Here is a 17412-nt window from a genome sequence, read left to right on the forward strand (position 1 = left end):
ATTAATGGTTTTTAAAAGTTTTAAGGGCCTCTTGATATTCTCTGGGATGGTTCAGGTTTGTAAAGGGAGCATCTTCATCAAACTCTACAAAGAGTGTATTGGCAAGGCGTAGCAGATCACCCAATCTATGATTCTCTTTTTCTAATTGTGTATAGGCCAAAGGCAAGAGTGACCTTTTATAGAGTCCACAGAGAGGCTGAACACCACTTGGACTTTGTGCTACGATCACATCGAATTTGCTTTCATTATGTTTCAAGATCTTCTCTATGGTCTCTTTGTTGACGAAGGGTGCATCCACACTTAAAATAAAAACCTCTTCTGCTTTTAGTGTTTCAAAAATAGAGATGAGCCCCACAAGAGGAGAGCTCTCTTTATAGTTGTCTTTGATCACTATACAGTCAAAATCAAATTTATTCTCCTTTGCCGAGATATATACTTTGTCAAATAGGGTACTGAGTTTATCCTGTTGAAACTCAGTCAGTGTAGGGTAATGAGCAAAAGGCAGCAGAGCCTTGTCTTCGCCCATACGAGAACTTTTCCCACCTGCAAAGATGACGGCAGTTGTGATTCCTCTCATATGGTTACACGCGCTTTACGTTGTTGATGTATTATCAAGACGGCAAATGCAATAAAAGTGATAAGAGACTCGATTAAGAAAATATATTCTCCATAGACTTGACCGGAAAGTACAGCACCCACTGAACCCCCTAACCCAAATGAGATACCCAGAAAAAACTGTTGTGCAAGTTTTTTCTGGGTATAGAGTGAAAACACATAGGTGATGGCTGCAGTATGGTAGAGTGCAAAACCGATGGCATGTAAAGATTGTGATGCAAAGGTCCATGTGATCGAGTCTGGAAAGAGATACAATATCATCCACCTGAGTGCGGTTATCAGTGTAGCAAACTGCAAGATACGAAGCAGGTTTCTTTGCAGAAGAGGACCTTGGAAATAGTACATAAAAATTTCACAGATCACGCCAAAACTCCACATCCAACTTGTCATTTCAAGTGAGATCCCATGTGCGGTTTCGTAGATGGTAAAAAAGTTATAGAAGCCGCCAAAACCCACTTGCATTAAAAAGATAGAAACCCAAAATGCCCAATATTTTGTGAGTGAAAATGAGGCATCATCTTGTGCTGAAGAATGGGAGATCGTGTCATATCTTGTAAGCATAGCACCAAAAAGAAGGGTTAAGAATGCCACTGCACTTAAGTAATAGAGGGCTTCATAAGGTGATTCAAGTACTTTCCCCAACCATAGCGCAATACCCATAAACCCAAGAGAACCCCACAGTCGTACTTTGCCGTAAATGTGTCTGGACAGAGAAGCCAGAGCAATGGTTTCAACATAGGGAAGAGAGATCCCCATCGCGGCACCAAAGAGAAGGTTTGCAGCAAGATAAACCCAAAAATCATGTACCGTGGCCAAGAAAAGCAAGGTACCTACAAAGGTAAAGAACAAGGAAAGTTGGTAGACCTTAGGGCTTAAAGAGAGAAAGTGTCGAAAAACAAAAGGCAGTAAAAAGCGCATGAAGGGCGCAGCTGCAAAAATGATACCCACTTCCATAGGGGTATATCCCAGATCCAACAATACTTTTGGCAGGAAGATGACATAGACACCCACAAGGGCAAAGTAAAAAAAGTAGTATCCCCCTAAAAGCGGTGAAAGTAATGTGTTGGCTGGTTTCATTTTTTGTTTACAACTGCCGTTGCAGACAAGAGGTCATGCAGTGTTTTGTTGTCTTTTCTAAAAAACATCAGTGCCCAACCCAGAAAGGTGAACAAAGAAAGAATCGCAGTCAGATTTCTAAACAGGATGACAAAAAGAGCAGGTTTCTTTTTGGTATGATCATCAATCAGTGTAATGTGATAGGCACGATACCCTGGTGTTTGCCCCGTCTTATACATAAAAAGCGTCTGCACGATGATCAAGGGGAGAAGTATATAGAACCACCCCAGGAGTTTGTGTTCGGCAAAATCTTCCCTGCCATCCATGACAAGATAAAAAACAACATACATAATAGGCATAAGAAGCATGAAGGCATCGGTCAAAAAAGCTTTGATTTTCAATCCTACGGATGCATAATTATTCTGATCTGATGAAGAATTCACTTTGGGTGTCTGTTCTTGGACCTTCCCTTGTTTGATCTCTCTAAAACGTTGTTTAGCCATTAAAAATCCCAAAGAACAGCAGCATAGGGACCTGAGAAGTCCATGTCTGCATTGAATCGATTGATCAAATCATCACTGTCCAGGTGAAATGCCTTATATCCTGCTTCCAGACCTACTCCCATAGCCAGGGTATAGCGGGCAGAGAGTTCATAATCATAAGCGGTGATATCCCAATAACTGATGGCATTGGCTTCAAGCTGAAAAGAGAGATCCGTGACAGGTAGTGTAAAACGTACTTTACCATAGAGCATCGGTACCCAGGTTGAAAAGTCTGCAACATTACTCCCTTCCACGCTGTGCACATCCATATCTCCAGAGATATATCTCAGGGTAAGTCCGGCATCCGTTTCAGCCCAATTGTCAAGAAATTCATAATAGAGTGTGACATCCGTCATGTCAAGCGACAAGCTGCTGGCTATCGTACCATTATAGGTAGTATCTCCCCATGTAAAGTTATCTACACTACTGCTCCCTTCATGTGAAAGTGTGGTATATCCCAATTTTATATTGGGAATGACAGGTAAAGGATGTTCCAAATACGCTTTTAAAAAGATATCCTGTTCCTCACTGAAGCCTAGCGTTTCTTCCATATCTGTAGCGCTTCCTTTATAAGAAGCATCGCCGTTAGGCTGATGATTGAAAAAACCAAGGGAAATTTCTCCCCCTATCGTATCCGCATGCATCTGACTTAGTGTAAGCAGTAGGTAGAGTGCAAGTTTTTTTACATTCGCCATTTTATTGTAATCCTTGTGTCATAGTAAAGATCGGTAGAAGCATCGCTGACACGATGACCCCCACGACCACACCGATAAAGAGCATCATAAAGGGCTCAAGTAGACTAAGAAGCAGTTTGAGTTTGTCTTCATTCTCTTCGGCATATAGTGCAGAGGTATTGTCCAGGATCTGTGCCACTTCACTTGACTCTTCCCCCAGAGCCAAAGATTGCATAAAGTTACGTTTTATTTTTACACCTTTTGCCATTTGAAGTGCATTGGAGAGTTTATTTCCTTCCAGTACTTTAACAGATGCTTTTTCAAACAGGTCACGTAAGCCATAATTTGCAAAAGTCGCCTTGGCAAGCTGCACGGCTTGGGCATAGGCAACACCCGAGCTGAGCATCAGAGAGAGGATGTACGAAAACCTCCCAAGTTCATGATTTTGGATCAGTGCTCCCAGTACAGGCATTTTCAGTAGCATTGAATCGATGATGCGATGAAAGGTATCTATTTTGGCATAAGAGAGTTTAAAAATGAGGATCACAGAGAGGATGGCAACAATGATAGCAATATAATGGGAGGTCAAAAAGTCGCTCAACCCAAGTACAAATTGAGTAATCGGAGGAAGCTCTTGACCGGTATCTTCAAAAATACCTGTGATCTTCGGTACCACAAAAGCGATCAGGAAAGAGGTCATACCTATAGCAACCGTAAAAATGATGGCAGGATATACCATGGCTCCCTTGACCTGTTTTTTGACTTTGTTCTGCGCAGAGAAAAAATTGCCCATGTTCGTAAGGACTTCGACCATCTTTCCACCCTGTCCTGCAACATTGAGACTTTGAAGAAAAAACTCAGGCAGGGCATAGACCTTTTGGGTATTGAGTGCATGGTAGAGAGACTTTCCCTCATCGATCATTGTTTTCACAGAGTTCAGAAAAGAGACATATTTTTTTTCTCCTTCATGCTGATTCTCAAGAAGCTTGACCGCGGTAAGTATGGTCATACCTGAGCTAAGGTAAGAGGAGAGTTCTTTGGAAAAAGTACTCAGTAGTTCTCCCGGCATTTGACGTTTGGAAAAGGCTTCCAGTGAAAACTCTTTGGTAGGGGTAAGCCCTTCATGATAGATGTTTTGTGTACGAAGTTTTTGCCCTGCTTCTTCCTCAGAACTTGCCGTAACAGTACCTTTGACCTTTTTACCTGTTTTGTCAAAACCTTTGTACTTAAAAAGCATCCGCGTATATGTCCTTGCAGTAAATTATAAGTATTATAACTTTTTTAGCTGTATCTTGCTATAAGAAAAGATGAAACGATTTTAACCCTTTATTCAAAGGCATCCAATTTAAAGAAATAATAGTTCGAAGAGTGTTTATCTTTGAGCATCACTTCATTGACGATAGCAGTAGGTCCGCCCTCTTCAGGAAGGGGAGTGATATTGATTGCTTCAGGGATATAGATTTCTCTACGATTCTTCTTTAATATCTCACGGCTTTTCAGATCGTTTATTTTGAAAGATCCTCTCAATAGTTCATAAGCATTTTTTGTCTCTTTATGTTGCTGAAGTACAGTACTTTCTACATACATAGAATCTTGTAAAGCACGCTTGTTCCTCTCTGAAATGTAGATGATCTGTTCACGATTGTCTGTATGCACTTTGAGTACAGGAAGAATAGCCAGTGAAAGAATGATCACAGAGATAAGGATCTCAATAATGGTAAAAGCCGGACGTAACTGTTTCAATAGAACGCTCCGCTGTCAGATGCCAAAGTACTGTTTTTCAACCAATACTCTTTTGCTTCTTCGGGGGTAGAAAACTTTTGGGGGTCTCCAAAAAAAGCAGGAAGGAAATAGCTCTCCTCATCATTTTTTAAAATGATCTGGGTGGAGCTTCCATTCTTGAAAAAGTCCATGATCAGACAAATTTTTTGATCTTGATACCGGCCGTATTCGATACGGGTCAGTGCATCATATCTATCAAGCGTATAGGCTTGGATATTTGTGAGATCTATAGGATTTGTATAGGCTTCGAATGGAGAGGAGACATCCGATCTGAAGTAACAGGTACGACACTGATCAATGCAGAGAAGGGTGCCTTCTCCTTTAAAGAGTTCTGATGAAATAATATTAGATTTAAGGTTAAGGGGTGTGAGTGCTTTTGGTTTTTTTTTACCTATTTCAACTCCCTCAAAACCTAGAAAATAAACCATAGAGACAATGAGAATAACGATAAGAAGCTCTAAAAGAGAGAACCCTTTGTTCACGTTATATCTCTTGATAGTGGACATAGAGAGAACTTATTTGTTACATTCACTAAAGAGGATATCTCTATCGTTCTCTTCTCCACCCTCTTTTCTGTCAGCAGCAAAGGAGATGAGTTCGAACTCTGACCCTTTGTTGATATAGATAAAAGGAGTTTTCCATGAGTCTTTAGGCAGTTTTTTAAGATAAGGCGTTGCACGATAGTTGGGATACTTATCTGGATCAGGGTTGCTTAAAAGTGCTGCAAAGCCTTCTTCTGTTTCAGGGTAGGTCCCGTTATCAAGCTTGAACATGTCAAGTCTTTTGCCTAGATCGTTCATTTTTAAACATACCGTATCTCTTTTGGCCTCATCCGCAGCATCCATAAGTCCCGGAGCCACAACAGCAACAAGCCCTCCAAGAATAACGATCACAATGAGCAGTTCTATAAGAGAGAAACCGGCTCTTAACGGAGTATTTTTTTGCATGCATGTCCTTTAGTTTGCTTTGGTATAATATTTTGATCCAATCAAACAAATTTTACTTTAATCGAGCTTTTAGATGGATAAAACCCAGCCACCCCAAAACGATGTTAAGCATAGACAAGGGTTTGCCCTCCTGATCACTTTGTCGGTCTTGGCCGTTATCATCGCGCTGACCACCGTACTTTTGAGTTATTTTGAGGAAGTCAAACAGGATGCTACTGAGTCAAAAGCACTGATACAAGCAGATATATACTATAAAAATATAACAAATATATTTCAAGGGTTTAAAAATAAAAAAACCCTTTTTTCTGTACTATACAACACATCTTTGCCCTTACGGACGCCAGAGGGCAGGTTTTCACTGCAGTTACAGTGTGAACCCTTATATAAAGGGGTGAATATCAACTGGCTCGGGTTAGAGAACAGTGCTCAAAAAGCAGCCTATAGTTCCGTAGCACAAGCGCTTTTTGAAGCCATTGTCCAAGACTATAACATACAGGATCCGGGAAGACTGCATGAGATGCTGGTTGAAGAGATAGGGGAAAAAGATAAATGGGTGCAAAGAGAGCAAAGCAGGCTTCACCAAAAAAACGGTATTATATCTTACAAGCAGTTCTCAGATATCATAAGCCGTTACCAGTTTGAGATAGATGATCCGGAGATAGGGACTGTGCCATGGAAAATTTTTTTTAGTTTTTCACCTGAAGCAGACAAAGTAGATGCCCAATACAGTTCTCCGGAACTACTCGCATACCTGTTTGATATGGATGTATCAGTAGTTGAAGAGTGGACTTCGCTTGTAGACAAAGGTACATTGGAAAACTTTGTACGTGAAAATGGTGGAGACTATGAAAAAAGAAAAAGTATTCTTGCGGGCGAAACGTTCTTAGAAGCGGCAGAATGCTCCGTACGTTATGCTGTGGCAGACGAACAGTATGGATTTAGATTTGAATATATTCAGGGAGAGGCAAAATATTTTGAATTTTATGGGAAACAATAAAGAGTTACTTCTTGTACATCCTTCTATGAAACCTGTGTCATTGACAGAGGCTGTGAATGTCATGCTGCCGCCACAGTTCTACACGCTTAAAAAAGAAGCATTGCCTCTCCGATACGCGTATCAGGCCAAGAAGATCGCACCGTCACTGTTTGACGGTCTGCTTGAAGCAGGTGGACATTATGAGTATATGGTATGGAAAGAGGATGAAGCGTGGGTTTTTCTGGCCTATGATATAGAGAAGATCACAGCCTTTTTAGAGAGTAAAGGCTTTGCGTTGGAACACGTTTCCAAACTCTTTTTTGCTCAGCAATCCGTCGACCTTTTCGATAAACCGCTATGGCTGGGAGAGCATGAGGCACTGGTCTCTTTGGACCATACGGTAGTGGTCATCCCAAGAGAAGCTCTCACAGAGGAGAATGGCACTTCACTGGTCTTCAACAATAGTTTTACGCCTAAAAAAGGTATCGTCCTCTCCGGTGCATACGGTTCAGTACTGACTCTGAAACAGGCTTCGATGCTCGCAGCCATTTTTATACTTTTTGCACTGATGTTCTTTGTTGAAGGTAGTCGTTATAGTGATGATTCTAAAGCAGGAGAGGCAAAAATGCAAGAGCTGCTTTCATCCAATCCTGCTTTGCAGAGTAAATATACACGAGACAGTATCCTCACAAAATATAAAACGATCGACAGAACAGAACGAAAAAAACGAGAGATCGTTAAAATGGTATCAGGGATGATCTTTAAAGGCGTGACACTCTCTTCTTTGGAGATAAATGCCAAGAGCTACAAAGTACACTTTACCTGTAAAGATGCCCAGATAACAAAACGTCTGAATCTATTGGCAACAAAGAACAAACTGAAAACTTCAGCCATTTCAGGGAGTCATGACTTGAAGATAGAAGGTACACTATGACTTGGAAAAGATATCAGAATGAGTTGATTGCACTGATTGCATTTGTTTTCATGCTGGCTGCCTATGGGTACAAAACGGCACAGGTTTCGTCACAGGCCCAAAGCATCGCTGAAGCAAAGCACTCTGTGGCAGAGATCCAAGAGGTCGTTTCCCTGAAGAAGATATGGTCGGATACGAAAACCGGTAAAAAAGTAGAGAATCTTCAGACGCTTGTTCCTGCTTCCAAGATCAAATGGAGCTATAAAAACAAAAAGGTGACAGCAAGCTATAAAAATTTAACATCAAGAGAGTTAAATACCTTAGTGACCAAAATCTTAAATGTACCCGTAGAGATACAAAAGCTTAAAATTCAAAAAGTCGCTTCATCTTACGATGTGGAGTTCAAATGCAAATGGTAAAAAAAAGTGGTATCGCATTGATAGTGGCCTGGTTTGCCATACTGGTACTGATGCCTAAGCAGGAGTTTTATTATAAGCTGGAAGAAGAACTTGCCAAGCATGGGTTAGAACTCAATGAAGAGAAGATAGATGAAGGATTTTTCTCTTTAAATTTGCATCAGGTCACTGTGTACTTTAAAGGTATCCCTGTGGCAACCATTGAAGAGATGGACCTGTGTACTTTACTTTTCTATAGTAGCCTGGAACTGCAGGGCCTCCATGTAGATGACTCATTAAAAAGGATGGTGCCGCAAGAGACCCAAAAAGCACTTCTCTCCCACTCCATCCTATCTCCTTTGAAGGTTTCTGTGGATGCACAGGGCTCATTTGGTGGAGTGACAGGTGCGATCGATATTAATGTGCGTAAGATACTGTTGGACTTTAATGAGAGTAAGCACATAGAGATGTTAAAGCCTCAGTTGAAAAAAAGTGAAAAAGGATGGACCTATGAAACATCTTTTTAAACCTGAAGTAATCAAAGGGGTCTGGTCGCTTTTGATCCTGTTACTTGTGATTAAAATGGCGTGGTTCGCAGTTGAAATGCTGTGGTTGCCGACGGTGGGAGTAGAGCATAGTGAAGAGAGGGGAGTAAAAGCCCTTTACTATAGAGTCAAGTTAAGCCCAAATGATGCAATGGCACCTACGACCAAGAAGAGACCTGTTGCAGGAAGTATTAAAGATATCAAACTTTTGGCTGTTTACAATGCTTCAGATGTCACTGTCGTGACAGTACAATACAAACGTACAACAAAAGTGCTTGCCAAAGGTGAAGCGATCAATGGATTTGTACTTGAAGGTGCAGGAAGCAACTATGCTACTTTTCGTAAAAATGCAAAAACCTATCAGATCAATTTGATCGTCAGTACAAAGGATAGTGGAAGCATCAAAAGTGCTCAGCCTTCTGCAACTTCAGCCTCTTCAGAAAATCAAGTTGAAGGTGAAATAGTAGATGCAGGGGATCACAAGATCGTAGACCGATCATTGTTGGATCATTATGCTAAAAATATGGATGATATTTATAAGAACATTGGTATTAGGGAAATCAAAAAAGGCAAAGATTTAGAAGGTTTTAGTATCTCCTTTATCCGAAAAGGATCACCTTTTGCGAAGCTTGGGATCCAAAGAGGTGATGTAATCAAGGCGATAAACGGTCAAAAGATAGATAGCTACAATGCTGCTTTTGAGGTGTATAAAAATATTTCAAATATCGATAACCTGACATTGGTTATTCAAAGAGGTAAAGAAGAAATGGAGTTAGAATATGAAGTTAACTAAAATTGTATTGAGTATATTGTTGGTATTGTCTGTAGGATCACATGCGGAAGAAGAGACCGTAGATGTGAATTTCCGTGACCTGAGTGTAAGCGACTTCATTGAGATGGTTTCTAAAATTACACAAAAGAATATTTTGATCGAAGCAGAACCTAAAGGAAAGATCAACTTTGTCTCAACAAAGCCCATTAAAAAGAGTGCACTCTTCTCTTTGGCAAACTCTATTTTGGGGGGCAAAGGCTTAACGATCATAGACCAGGGTGAGTATTATAAAGTGGTAAAAGGCACCGACGCAGCAGGAGAGGGACTTGAAGTAAGCAGCTCTATTAAAGGGGAGACCATGAAAACGGTTATGTTCCCTTTAAAGAACACCAATGCCGCTGTACTTCGTGCAAAGATCAAACCGCTTCTGGACAGAAGTGCAAAAGTGATCTCTTTTAAAGAAAATAATGTTTTGGCCGTCACGGCAACCCCAAGAGTATTGGAATCCATTGCTAAGGTGATCAATGCAGTGGAGGTAACAGGCGAAAAAAAATCGGTTGTATTGAAACTGAAAAATTCCAGCGTGAAAGATGTGTATGCCAATGCGCAAAATATGGCAAAAAAGATCTTCCCTCAAACGATCGAGAGTGAAAAAGTAGATATCTTTAAAGATGATGCGACCAATTCCATCATCCTGGTAGGACAACCAAAGAATAACAACCGTATGATCAAGTATATCAAGCAACTGGACATTAAAGGGGAGAGCACAACACAGCAAATGTATGTGATCAGGCTTAATAATTCCAATGTTGAAGAGATGGAGAAGATCATGAGTAAACTGATCTCCCAAATGAATAGTGTAGCGATTAAAGCACCTGTAAAAGGCGGTACACCACCAAGTAAAGCCATGGTCGTCTCTGATATCGAAAGAAATGCATTGGTTTTGCTTGCAACGGCAGAACAGATGAAGAACATCAGGGACACGATAAGAAGGATCGATATACCTAAAGTACAGGTGTATGTTAAAGCGAAGATCGTTGAGGTTGACAGCGATATGGCCCAACAGGTAGGATTCAAATATGGATTTAACGGCGGGGCCATTACTTCCAACGGTCTGTATACTCTGGCTGGGAATTTGGGGGCTTCGGCGCTGCAAATGTCTCCTGCACTTTTGGGGTTTTTGAATACAAATGCCACCACGACAGTTTTAGATAATAATGGTAATGCCATTACGACGACGGATCCGGCATTCAAATTTGATGCAGTGGACAAGGTCTTTGCCTTGGGTGCTACCCTTGATCTCTTAGAAAATAATGGTGCAGCTCGTATCCTGAGTGAACCCTCTATTCTTTGTACCAACAACAAAGAAGCAGAGATCTATGTAGGACAGACAAGATCTATCTTGACACAGGCACAGCAATCCACGACAGGTGTCTCCAATGTGGTCAATAATTATTCAAGAGAGGATATCGGTCTTAGTCTAAAAGTAAAACCAAGACTCTCGAGCAACAACAAAGTGACATTAGAGGTAGAAACTATACTTGAGGATGTACTTCCTGGTTCGGAAGCTGCAGCAGACAGACCAACGACGACAAAACGAACCGTGAAGACCAATGCGATCGTGAATAATGGTGAGATGATCATTTTGGGTGGTTTGATCAAAAGAATTGGTGGTAAAGGGGTCTCAAAGGTGCCATTACTGGGAGACATTCCGATCATAGGCGAATACCTTTTTTCACATGTTTCAGATCAAGAACGTGAACAAAACGTAGTGATCTATCTTACCCCTTATATCGTGAGAGAAAGTGGTGATCTCCAAAAGTTAAAAAGTATGCTGGCAGAACTGGAAGAGGTCCAGGGAAGATATAATGCTTTTTTCGAAAAGACACTGGAAGAGAAAACAGGGATCTCTGTGGAAGAAGCAAATGTTCCAGCAAGCAGAAGGATACAGAGAAAACCTAAAAGCAATTTAAGTATCTTAGGGGAAGCGTGATGCATTTCCCTCGTCTCCAGGATGTAAACCTTGACCCTTTATGGGAAGAAGAGATAAACCATAAGCTGGCACTCAAGCACTCTTTGCTTTTCTCTATGATAGATGATGTCAAAACATGTATCGTTGAGGAAAAGACACTGGGTGATGCACTGAACTATCTGTCAAAACTCTCGTTGGATTATCCTATCACACTCGTAGATGCTGAAAGTTTCGAACGATTAAAAAATAAATTTTTAGAGATCCAGACAGGATCCGACTTTGATGAGATGGCAACGACCTCCGAGGAGCTCATAGAAGTTGAGTCTGATTTGCTTGAGTTTATCCGTAATTCACAGGACCTGCTTTCAAGTGAAGAGTCTGCACCTATCATCAAGCTGGTCAATTCACTCTTTTTCCAAGCGCTCCAGAAAGGGGCAAGTGATATTCACATTGAGAGCGGAGATAAGAAGGGTGAAGTACGTTTGCGTATAGACGGTGCGCTTAAAAAACATCTTGATCTCGATAAAAGTATTGTGACCTTGGTCATTAACCGTATCAAGGTCATATCAAACCTAGATATCTCTGAGAAAAGAGTGCCTCAGGATGGACGTACACAGTTGGCAATTTCCGGGAAAAGTATTGATGTCAGGGTTTCCATACTCCCTACCTATCATGGAGAAAGGATCGTGATGAGGATCCTTGCACAAACAGAGCATATCCCAACACTTGAATCTTTAGGTTTTGCAGAGGAGGTCACAAAAGACCTCTATAGACTGCTCAACCATGCACATGGTATGATACTGGTAACCGGACCCACAGGTTCAGGTAAGTCAACCACCCTGCATGCCTGTCTTCAGCATATTTCCACACCGGATAAGAATATCATTACCGTAGAAGATCCCGTAGAGTACAATGCAGACAACATCTCTCAAATACAGGTAAACAGCAAAGTAGGGCTGACCTTTGCGGCAGGGTTACGTTCTATTTTGAGACAAGACCCGGATATTATCATGGTGGGAGAGATACGTGATAATGAAACAGCAGAAATTGCGCTGCGTTCAGCATTGACCGGACACTTGCTTCTCTCCACCCTGCATACCAATGATGCGACGTCAGCCTTAAGTCGTTTGATGGATATGGGCATAGCAAACTTTCTTGTTTCTTCTACGCTGTTGGGAGTACTGGCCCAAAGGCTTACACGTAAACTTTGTGTGCACTGTAAAGAAGAGACAATGCTTTCCCCTGCAATAACACAAGAGATAGGGGTGCCTGAAGAAAAGCTCTTTTTTAAAGCCGTAGGGTGTAAAGAGTGCGATTTTACAGGCTATAAAGGCAGACAGGCCATTGGAGAACTTTTTATTATTGATGATAAAGTGAAAAAGATGATGAAAGATGATTTCAATGACCATCAAATAAGAGAAGCGATGAAGAAAGAAGGTATGAAGACCATCGCTGATAAGCTCAAACTAATGCTTTTAGAGGGGCAAACCAGCTATGAAGAAGCCATACGTGTCGGGCTTATGGACGGCTAAGGTCAATGCATAACCGTAAAGCATTCACCCTTTTAGAAGTGCTCATCTCTATCGCCCTTATGGGTATCGTGATCGTAGCCCTTTTTTCTTCTGTAGATATGATGCAAGATTCCAATCAACAACTTGCACAATACTTGGAAAAGTCTAAAAAAACCACCAATGCCACCAAAGTATTGTATTTGGATATGATAGATTCTGATGGAAATATCACGATTACAAAAGATGAATTCAGCAGAGTCTGCATCGAAAAGACACGCAATTCTCTTTATGCATTACCTTCTGCAAAAGTCTGTTGGATCGTGCTTAAAAAAGAGAATACGCTCGCACGAATAGAAGGAAATGCATACCATTTACCCCTACGTACAGAAGAAAAAGTTGAAATTGACCCTGTCATGACGGGGATAGAGGTCTTTGATCTCTACCATGAAAAAGACAAGATCCTGGTACTGATACAGCAGCAAGGAAAGGAACCTATCAGTTTTATGTTACAGGGTATTACTAAGCCTGTGAAAAAGAAAGCACTTGCAGACAAAAATACAACAACGATTCCGAAAACACCTCTATAAAATATGTCTTTCCCTTCTACAAATAATCTAATGAAGTTTTGTTAAAAGAGATATATTAAATGGAAAATAGAGTATTGGGAACTACAAGATAGAGATATAGTATGGTAAGTCAGTGAAGGAGAAAAGGGTTTACCCTTTGCTCCCTGGTTTGATAGCAGTACTTCCTTCTTTACACATAGGGCACTCCTCTGGAGTGAACATTTCAAAAGTAAAATCATCAAGTGCAAAGAGTGGTACATTATTTGGCAGACTGCACTCTTCTTTTGCTTCGCTCTCACTACCTACGCGTTTACAAAAACCTCTGTTTGCCAGTGATGCGAAAGCAACAACCTCACCACCTAGTGCTTCTATGGCATGGGCAGCTTTTAATGCAGAACCGCCAGTTGTGATAATGTCTTCACAGATGATGATCTTCTCACCCTTTGTTACTTCAAAACCACGACGTAACTCCATACCTCCCTCTTTTTTCTCAACAAAGATAGAACGCACATCAAGTGAACGTGCAAGTTCATAACCTGCAAGTACACCCCCTAAAGCAGGTGCGCACACAGTATCTACTTCAATACCATGTGACCGGATCATCTCTGCTAGAGCATCAGTGAGCAAAGAGGCCTTTTTAGGATATTCAAGGACCTTGGCGCTTTGAAGATATCTGTTTGAGTGATTGCCGCTTGCTAGAAGAAAGTGACCTTCAAGAAGAGCATTTGCCTCTTTATATGCTTTTTCTACATCATAGGATTTTTGCATATTTAAACCTTAAGGATATCAGCTTCTTTTATTTTGAAAGCCTCATCTATTTTGGCTACATGCTCATCGGTTAATTTTTGTATTTGATCTTGCGCTTTTTTTGACTCATCTTCACTGAGTTCTTTGTCTTTCTCAAGTTTTTTTATCTTGTCATTGCCATCTTTTCTAACATTTCTAACAGCGACTTTTGCATGTTCAACCATCCCTTTTGCCTGCTTAACGATCTCTTGTCTCTGATCGCTTGTCATTGGAGGGAAAAAGAGTTTGATGAAGTCACCGTCATTGTTAGGGTTTACACCGATATTTGCTTCTTGGATCGCTTTTTCAATATCTGGCAGAAGTGATTTCTCCCAAGGAGTGATACTAATGGTAGTCGCATCTGTAGCGATAACATTACCTACTTGGTTCAACGCAGTCATCGTGCCGTAATAATCTACTTTGATATTGTCTACGATACCAGTCGTGACTTTTCCTGTTCTAAGTGTCGCAAAGTCTCGCTTAAGGGCATCGATACTTTTTTGCATATTCTCTTTTGTCTGTTCGAAGATCTCATTTACCATAACTTTCTCCTTGGCATTATTTAGGGAAATTTTACCCTTTTTTACCTTGTTATGTATTTAGATAGTATATCGGGAGGAATATATAAAGAAGGAAAACTTCTTTATATAAGGTTAATTTGCAGTGGGTGCAGCTGGTGCTGAAGGTGCAGTATTTTCTTGTGTTGCTGGCACTGCTGGTACCGCGGCATTATTTGCAGGAACAATACTATCTGCAACAGATGAAGTATTTGCTGTAGTGTACAGGTATCCCAATACTAAAGTATTTACGATAAATGCAAAGGCAAGTGTGAAAGTAAGTTTTGCAAGAAAACCTGTTGGTCCTTTTGCACCAAATACAGATTCATTACTTCCACTGTATGCGCCAAGCCCTATGCTTGAACTTTTTTGTAGCAGTACTGCGATTGTGATCGCTATTGCAAGTACGATTTGTACGATTAAAAGTGTTGATGTCATCTATGCCTCTTTATATGATTGGATAGCCCATTGAAATTTGGGTATAATTTCGGCGATTATACCTAAAAAAGTTTGAAATGGCGATGAAGAGCATCATTTCGTGACAAAGGAGAGAACCCATGTCTAATGTTATTCAAGAGTTTTCTCGTTTTGCACATGAGTATGATAGCTATAATGTCATCCAGGCAGAGGTTGCCAAAGCATTGGTAGAAAAGCTGCCTCTTTCACATTATACGACGCTTATAGATATTGGATGTGGCAGTGGAGAAGTCTATAAGAACCTGGAGAAACATAATCTTTCCTTTGATCGGCTTCTTGTGCTGGACTCTTCTCCCGAGATGCTGGAGATACATCCCTCTTCAAAGAAGATCAAAAAAATATGTGCAGATTTCAATAAGCTTCAAACATTTGAGAACCTTTCATTTTCACCAGGGAATCTTCTTCTCTCCTCTTCCGCTTTACAATGGAGCCAAGATCTGGATTTCACGCTTTCTGAGATCTCAAAAAAGTCATCCCATGCCTATTTTGCTATTTTTACATCCAATACTTTCAAGACCTTACATGAAACAGCCCAAATTAGTTCACCTATTTATTCTGAAGCTTTATTGAGAGAGACGATCGAGAAATATTATTGTGCTGAATTTGAAGTAAAAAAATATAAACTTCATTTTGAGAGTGTACGCGCAATGTTTCACTATATTAAAAAAAGTGGGGTAAGCGGAGGAGAAAAACAGTTGACATACAAACAGACCAAAGAACTGATGAAAAACTATCCTTTGGATTATCTGGAGTTTGAAGTGTTGTTTGTGAAAGCTACTTCTTTAGTGCTTCCTTCTGCATAAAAAAGGATTTTTCTACCGCATACAAACCATAACGGACTTCTTTGAAAAGTTCCGACAAGGTATGGTCTATCAGTTTAAAACTCTCTTCAAGGACACGTGCAGACTCTTGGGCTCTTGAAAAGTTTGCTATGACCAAGTCATTGATACTGCTGCGAGACAATTCAGAAGTAATACTCTCTTTTTGTACATCATTTTCTATATCTCTGTATTGTAAACGATTTTGGTCATAAGCAGGCTGAAGTTTATGTCGTAATTGTTTAAGGGCAGAAGTTAAAGATTGATCATCATAGATATAACGATTGATGTCTTCTATCACCCGTATACCTTCCTTAAGTCGGTTAAGATTGGCATCGATAAGACGCGCAACCTTTTCCGAAGTCTCTTCTTTAGTCATCACTTCCGAAGATTCCAAGAAGCTGGAGGAGTGCTGTAAACATATTTAAGAAGTCCAGGTAAAGAGACACCGCTGCATCTACCGGTGAGTCGTATGCACCATTAGCTATGTTCTGTGTATCATAGATAGTAAAGATACTAAATAAAAGTAAGATACCTGCAGTAATAATGACATGCATCATCGGACTTTGAAGTATAAACATATTTACCAGTGACGCGATGATCACTACGATCAGCGTGATGAAAAGCGGTTTTCCCCAACTTGAGTAATCTGTTTTACTGTTAATAGCAAACAGACTCAACGCACCAAAAAGAACAGAGGTCATAAGGAAAGCATTCCCTATTACCGCACCATTACCTGCACCGATGAGTGTAGCCAAAAGTGGTACCAAAGAGACACCTGTTAAAAAAGTGAAGATGAAAAGCATAGCCATGTTAAGTCCAGCCTTACCTCTTGTCATGCTAAGTCCAAAGAAAAGTACTAAAAGTTCTGCACCAAAAATGAACCACTTGTATTGCATGATCGTCTCAGCATAAGGCATCGTTGCATAAGCCCCCGCTGCTGCAGCGATCATACTCGCAGCCAAGAGTTGATATGTTTGTTTCATAAAGCTTACAGATGCGCCTTCTTGAACGTAGCCAGCTTCTACTGACGTATAGTCTCTATCATATAAAGCCATAATATTCCTTCAATTGTTAATTTAATGCAAAGTATAGTCCACGGAGATTAATCTAAGGTTAATAATGGAATTTACTCATTTCCTCTTTTTTCCTGTAACTTTTTGTATTCATCCTGTGCTTCCACTGCCTCTGTCTTGTTGCTTTGAATCTGTGTGATGCTTTTTTCTTCAGCACCTGAAGTAGGTACTTCAGCTGTATCCATGCATGCAGATAAAAAGAATAGGACAGGGAGTAGAAAAAACAGACGCATACATATTCCTTGAGTGTTTACTGGTTAGAATTATAAAATACTATACTTTAATATTAGGCATAGAGAGTGAATTTTATATATAATGATGTAAGTAAAAAAAGAATTTAAAGAAATTTTCATATTTTCGCGAAAAACCCTTGACAAGGATAAAGTTCGGTGCTATAATACGCGTCCACAAACACAGAGACCTAGGCTGAGT

General features: G+C 40.4%; 23 protein-coding genes. 9 read left to right on the forward strand and 14 right to left on the reverse strand.

All coding sequences use genetic code 11. From position 1 onward, the window contains the following. Position 1 precedes the first annotated feature (1 nt). From mobA to gspG, 8 genes are all read right to left on the reverse strand, one after another. Positions 2-577 carry a molybdenum cofactor guanylyltransferase MobA gene (gene mobA / locus LDM93_RS08820; protein ID WP_223892027.1) on the reverse strand — a complete coding sequence of 192 codons (576 nt, stop codon included), beginning with the start codon at positions 575-577 and terminating at the stop codon, positions 2-4. After that, entirely contained in the window at positions 574-1692 is a 1119-nt protein-coding gene (locus tag LDM93_RS08825) for an MFS transporter (protein WP_223892028.1), read from the reverse strand. Before LDM93_RS08825 ends, mobA begins: the two co-directional genes overlap by 4 nt. Continuing rightward, positions 1689-2174 carry an RDD family protein gene (locus LDM93_RS08830; protein WP_223892029.1) on the reverse strand — a complete coding sequence of 162 codons (486 nt, stop codon included), beginning with the start codon at positions 2172-2174 and terminating at the stop codon, positions 1689-1691. Before LDM93_RS08830 ends, LDM93_RS08825 begins: the two co-directional genes overlap by 4 nt. Then, positions 2174-2908, reverse strand: coding sequence for a TIGR04219 family outer membrane beta-barrel protein (locus tag LDM93_RS08835; protein WP_223892030.1), 735 nt, complete (start codon positions 2906-2908; stop codon positions 2174-2176). Before LDM93_RS08835 ends, LDM93_RS08830 begins: the two co-directional genes overlap by 1 nt. A 1-nt stretch (position 2909) precedes the next feature. Beyond that, positions 2910-4124 carry a type II secretion system F family protein gene (locus LDM93_RS08840; RefSeq protein WP_223892031.1) on the reverse strand — a complete coding sequence of 405 codons (1215 nt, stop codon included), beginning with the start codon at positions 4122-4124 and terminating at the stop codon, positions 2910-2912. Positions 4125-4213: 89 nt separating this feature from the next. Continuing rightward, complete coding sequence (locus LDM93_RS08845) at positions 4214-4630, reverse strand: hypothetical protein (protein WP_223892032.1); 417 nt, start codon at positions 4628-4630, stop codon at positions 4214-4216. Next, entirely contained in the window at positions 4627-5151 is a 525-nt protein-coding gene (locus LDM93_RS08850; protein ID WP_223892033.1) for a prepilin-type N-terminal cleavage/methylation domain-containing protein, read from the reverse strand. Before LDM93_RS08850 ends, LDM93_RS08845 begins: the two co-directional genes overlap by 4 nt. Positions 5152-5184: 33 nt before the next feature. Further along, positions 5185-5616, reverse strand: a complete 432-nt coding sequence (gene gspG / locus LDM93_RS08855; protein WP_223892034.1) for a type II secretion system major pseudopilin GspG — start codon at positions 5614-5616, stop codon at positions 5185-5187. Between the two features lie 73 nt (positions 5617-5689). Here gspG and LDM93_RS08860 point away from each other — a divergent pair, with 73 nt between their 5' ends. From LDM93_RS08860 to LDM93_RS08895, 8 genes are read left to right on the forward strand one after another with little or no spacing between them, the layout of a single operon-like run. Then, positions 5690-6613: a hypothetical protein gene (locus tag LDM93_RS08860; RefSeq protein WP_223892035.1), complete on the forward strand. Its 924-nt coding sequence runs from the start codon at positions 5690-5692 to the stop codon at positions 6611-6613. Beyond that, complete coding sequence (locus tag LDM93_RS08865; RefSeq protein ID WP_223892064.1) at positions 6600-7526, forward strand: hypothetical protein; 927 nt, start codon at positions 6600-6602, stop codon at positions 7524-7526. The genes LDM93_RS08860 and LDM93_RS08865 overlap by 14 nt, the downstream gene beginning before the upstream one ends. After that, complete coding sequence (locus tag LDM93_RS08870) at positions 7523-7924, forward strand: hypothetical protein (protein WP_223892036.1); 402 nt, start codon at positions 7523-7525, stop codon at positions 7922-7924. Before LDM93_RS08865 ends, LDM93_RS08870 begins: the two co-directional genes overlap by 4 nt. Next, a complete protein-coding gene (locus tag LDM93_RS08875; protein ID WP_223892037.1) occupies positions 7912-8427 on the forward strand; it encodes a hypothetical protein in 516 nt (171 codons plus the stop codon). The genes LDM93_RS08870 and LDM93_RS08875 overlap by 13 nt, the downstream gene beginning before the upstream one ends. Next, positions 8411-9238 carry a PDZ domain-containing protein gene (locus LDM93_RS08880; RefSeq protein WP_223892038.1) on the forward strand — a complete coding sequence of 276 codons (828 nt, stop codon included), beginning with the start codon at positions 8411-8413 and terminating at the stop codon, positions 9236-9238. The genes LDM93_RS08875 and LDM93_RS08880 overlap by 17 nt, the downstream gene beginning before the upstream one ends. Then, positions 9225-11210: a type II secretion system secretin GspD gene (gene gspD / locus LDM93_RS08885; RefSeq protein ID WP_223892039.1), complete on the forward strand. Its 1986-nt coding sequence runs from the start codon at positions 9225-9227 to the stop codon at positions 11208-11210. Before LDM93_RS08880 ends, gspD begins: the two co-directional genes overlap by 14 nt. Then, positions 11210-12721, forward strand: a complete 1512-nt coding sequence (locus tag LDM93_RS08890; RefSeq protein ID WP_223892040.1) for a GspE/PulE family protein — start codon at positions 11210-11212, stop codon at positions 12719-12721. The genes gspD and LDM93_RS08890 overlap by 1 nt, the downstream gene beginning before the upstream one ends. A 5-nt stretch (positions 12722-12726) precedes the next feature. Then, complete coding sequence (locus LDM93_RS08895; RefSeq protein ID WP_223892041.1) at positions 12727-13287, forward strand: type II secretion system protein J; 561 nt, start codon at positions 12727-12729, stop codon at positions 13285-13287. 129 nt (positions 13288-13416) lie between these two features. On the opposite strand, the gene pyrE is transcribed toward LDM93_RS08895, so the two are convergent. The 3 genes from pyrE to secG all read right to left on the reverse strand — a co-directional run bounded on the left by pyrE (position 13417) and on the right by secG (position 15047). After that, entirely contained in the window at positions 13417-14034 is a 618-nt protein-coding gene (gene pyrE / locus LDM93_RS08900) for an orotate phosphoribosyltransferase (RefSeq protein WP_223892042.1), read from the reverse strand. A gap of 2 nt (positions 14035-14036) precedes the next feature. Continuing rightward, complete coding sequence (gene frr / locus LDM93_RS08905; protein ID WP_223892043.1) at positions 14037-14594, reverse strand: ribosome recycling factor; 558 nt, start codon at positions 14592-14594, stop codon at positions 14037-14039. A gap of 111 nt (positions 14595-14705) precedes the next feature. After that, positions 14706-15047: a preprotein translocase subunit SecG gene (secG, locus tag LDM93_RS08910; RefSeq protein WP_223892044.1), complete on the reverse strand. Its 342-nt coding sequence runs from the start codon at positions 15045-15047 to the stop codon at positions 14706-14708. A 119-nt stretch (positions 15048-15166) separates the two neighbouring features. Here secG and LDM93_RS08915 point away from each other — a divergent pair, with 119 nt between their 5' ends. Continuing rightward, a complete protein-coding gene (locus tag LDM93_RS08915; RefSeq protein ID WP_223892045.1) occupies positions 15167-15889 on the forward strand; it encodes a methyltransferase domain-containing protein in 723 nt (240 codons plus the stop codon). On the opposite strand, the gene LDM93_RS08920 is transcribed toward LDM93_RS08915, so the two are convergent. The 3 genes from LDM93_RS08920 to LDM93_RS08930 form a co-directional block, all read right to left on the reverse strand. Continuing rightward, a complete protein-coding gene (locus LDM93_RS08920; protein WP_223892046.1) occupies positions 15861-16283 on the reverse strand; it encodes a thiamine-phosphate pyrophosphorylase in 423 nt (140 codons plus the stop codon). The genes LDM93_RS08915 and LDM93_RS08920 overlap by 29 nt on opposite strands. Continuing rightward, on the reverse strand, positions 16276-16962 hold the full coding sequence (locus tag LDM93_RS08925; RefSeq protein ID WP_223892047.1) for a Bax inhibitor-1/YccA family protein: 687 nt from the start codon (positions 16960-16962) through the stop codon (positions 16276-16278). Before LDM93_RS08925 ends, LDM93_RS08920 begins: the two co-directional genes overlap by 8 nt. Before the next feature lie 71 nt (positions 16963-17033). Next, positions 17034-17213, reverse strand: coding sequence for a hypothetical protein (locus LDM93_RS08930; protein ID WP_223892048.1), 180 nt, complete (start codon positions 17211-17213; stop codon positions 17034-17036). Positions 17214-17412: the final 199 nt, after the last annotated feature.

Source organism: Sulfurovum sp. TSL6 (assembly GCF_019972115.1).
GTDB lineage: Bacteria > Campylobacterota > Campylobacteria > Campylobacterales > Sulfurovaceae > Sulfurovum.

Excerpts from the sequence above, each read along its gene's own strand:
- LDM93_RS08835 (WP_223892030.1), bottom strand. The coding sequence starts at position 2,908 with ATGGCGAATGTAAAAAAACTTGCACTCTACCTACTGCTTACACTAAGT.
- LDM93_RS08895 (WP_223892041.1), top strand. The coding sequence starts at position 12,727 with ATGCATAACCGTAAAGCATTCACCCTTTTAGAAGTGCTCATCTCTATC.
- LDM93_RS08890 (WP_223892040.1), top strand. The coding sequence starts at position 11,210 with ATGCATTTCCCTCGTCTCCAGGATGTAAACCTTGACCCTTTATGGGAA.
- LDM93_RS08930 (WP_223892048.1), bottom strand. The coding sequence starts at position 17,213 with ATGCGTCTGTTTTTTCTACTCCCTGTCCTATTCTTTTTATCTGCATGC.
- LDM93_RS08870 (WP_223892036.1), top strand. The coding sequence starts at position 7,523 with ATGACTTGGAAAAGATATCAGAATGAGTTGATTGCACTGATTGCATTT.
- LDM93_RS08830 (WP_223892029.1), bottom strand. The coding sequence starts at position 2,174 with ATGGCTAAACAACGTTTTAGAGAGATCAAACAAGGGAAGGTCCAAGAA.
- LDM93_RS08925 (WP_223892047.1), bottom strand. The coding sequence starts at position 16,962 with ATGGCTTTATATGATAGAGACTATACGTCAGTAGAAGCTGGCTACGTT.
- LDM93_RS08840 (WP_223892031.1), bottom strand. The coding sequence starts at position 4,124 with ATGCTTTTTAAGTACAAAGGTTTTGACAAAACAGGTAAAAAGGTCAAA.
- frr (WP_223892043.1), bottom strand. The coding sequence starts at position 14,594 with ATGGTAAATGAGATCTTCGAACAGACAAAAGAGAATATGCAAAAAAGT.
- pyrE (WP_223892042.1), bottom strand. The coding sequence starts at position 14,034 with ATGCAAAAATCCTATGATGTAGAAAAAGCATATAAAGAGGCAAATGCT.
- LDM93_RS08875 (WP_223892037.1), top strand. The coding sequence starts at position 7,912 with ATGCAAATGGTAAAAAAAAGTGGTATCGCATTGATAGTGGCCTGGTTT.
- LDM93_RS08915 (WP_223892045.1), top strand. The coding sequence starts at position 15,167 with ATGTCTAATGTTATTCAAGAGTTTTCTCGTTTTGCACATGAGTATGAT.
- gspD (WP_223892039.1), top strand. The coding sequence starts at position 9,225 with ATGAAGTTAACTAAAATTGTATTGAGTATATTGTTGGTATTGTCTGTA.
- LDM93_RS08880 (WP_223892038.1), top strand. The coding sequence starts at position 8,411 with ATGAAACATCTTTTTAAACCTGAAGTAATCAAAGGGGTCTGGTCGCTT.
- secG (WP_223892044.1), bottom strand. The coding sequence starts at position 15,047 with ATGACATCAACACTTTTAATCGTACAAATCGTACTTGCAATAGCGATC.
- gspG (WP_223892034.1), bottom strand. The coding sequence starts at position 5,616 with ATGCAAAAAAATACTCCGTTAAGAGCCGGTTTCTCTCTTATAGAACTG.
- mobA (WP_223892027.1), bottom strand. The coding sequence starts at position 577 with ATGAGAGGAATCACAACTGCCGTCATCTTTGCAGGTGGGAAAAGTTCT.
- LDM93_RS08920 (WP_223892046.1), bottom strand. The coding sequence starts at position 16,283 with ATGACTAAAGAAGAGACTTCGGAAAAGGTTGCGCGTCTTATCGATGCC.
- LDM93_RS08825 (WP_223892028.1), bottom strand. The coding sequence starts at position 1,692 with ATGAAACCAGCCAACACATTACTTTCACCGCTTTTAGGGGGATACTAC.
- LDM93_RS08860 (WP_223892035.1), top strand. The coding sequence starts at position 5,690 with ATGGATAAAACCCAGCCACCCCAAAACGATGTTAAGCATAGACAAGGG.
- LDM93_RS08865 (WP_223892064.1), top strand. The coding sequence starts at position 6,600 with ATGGGAAACAATAAAGAGTTACTTCTTGTACATCCTTCTATGAAACCT.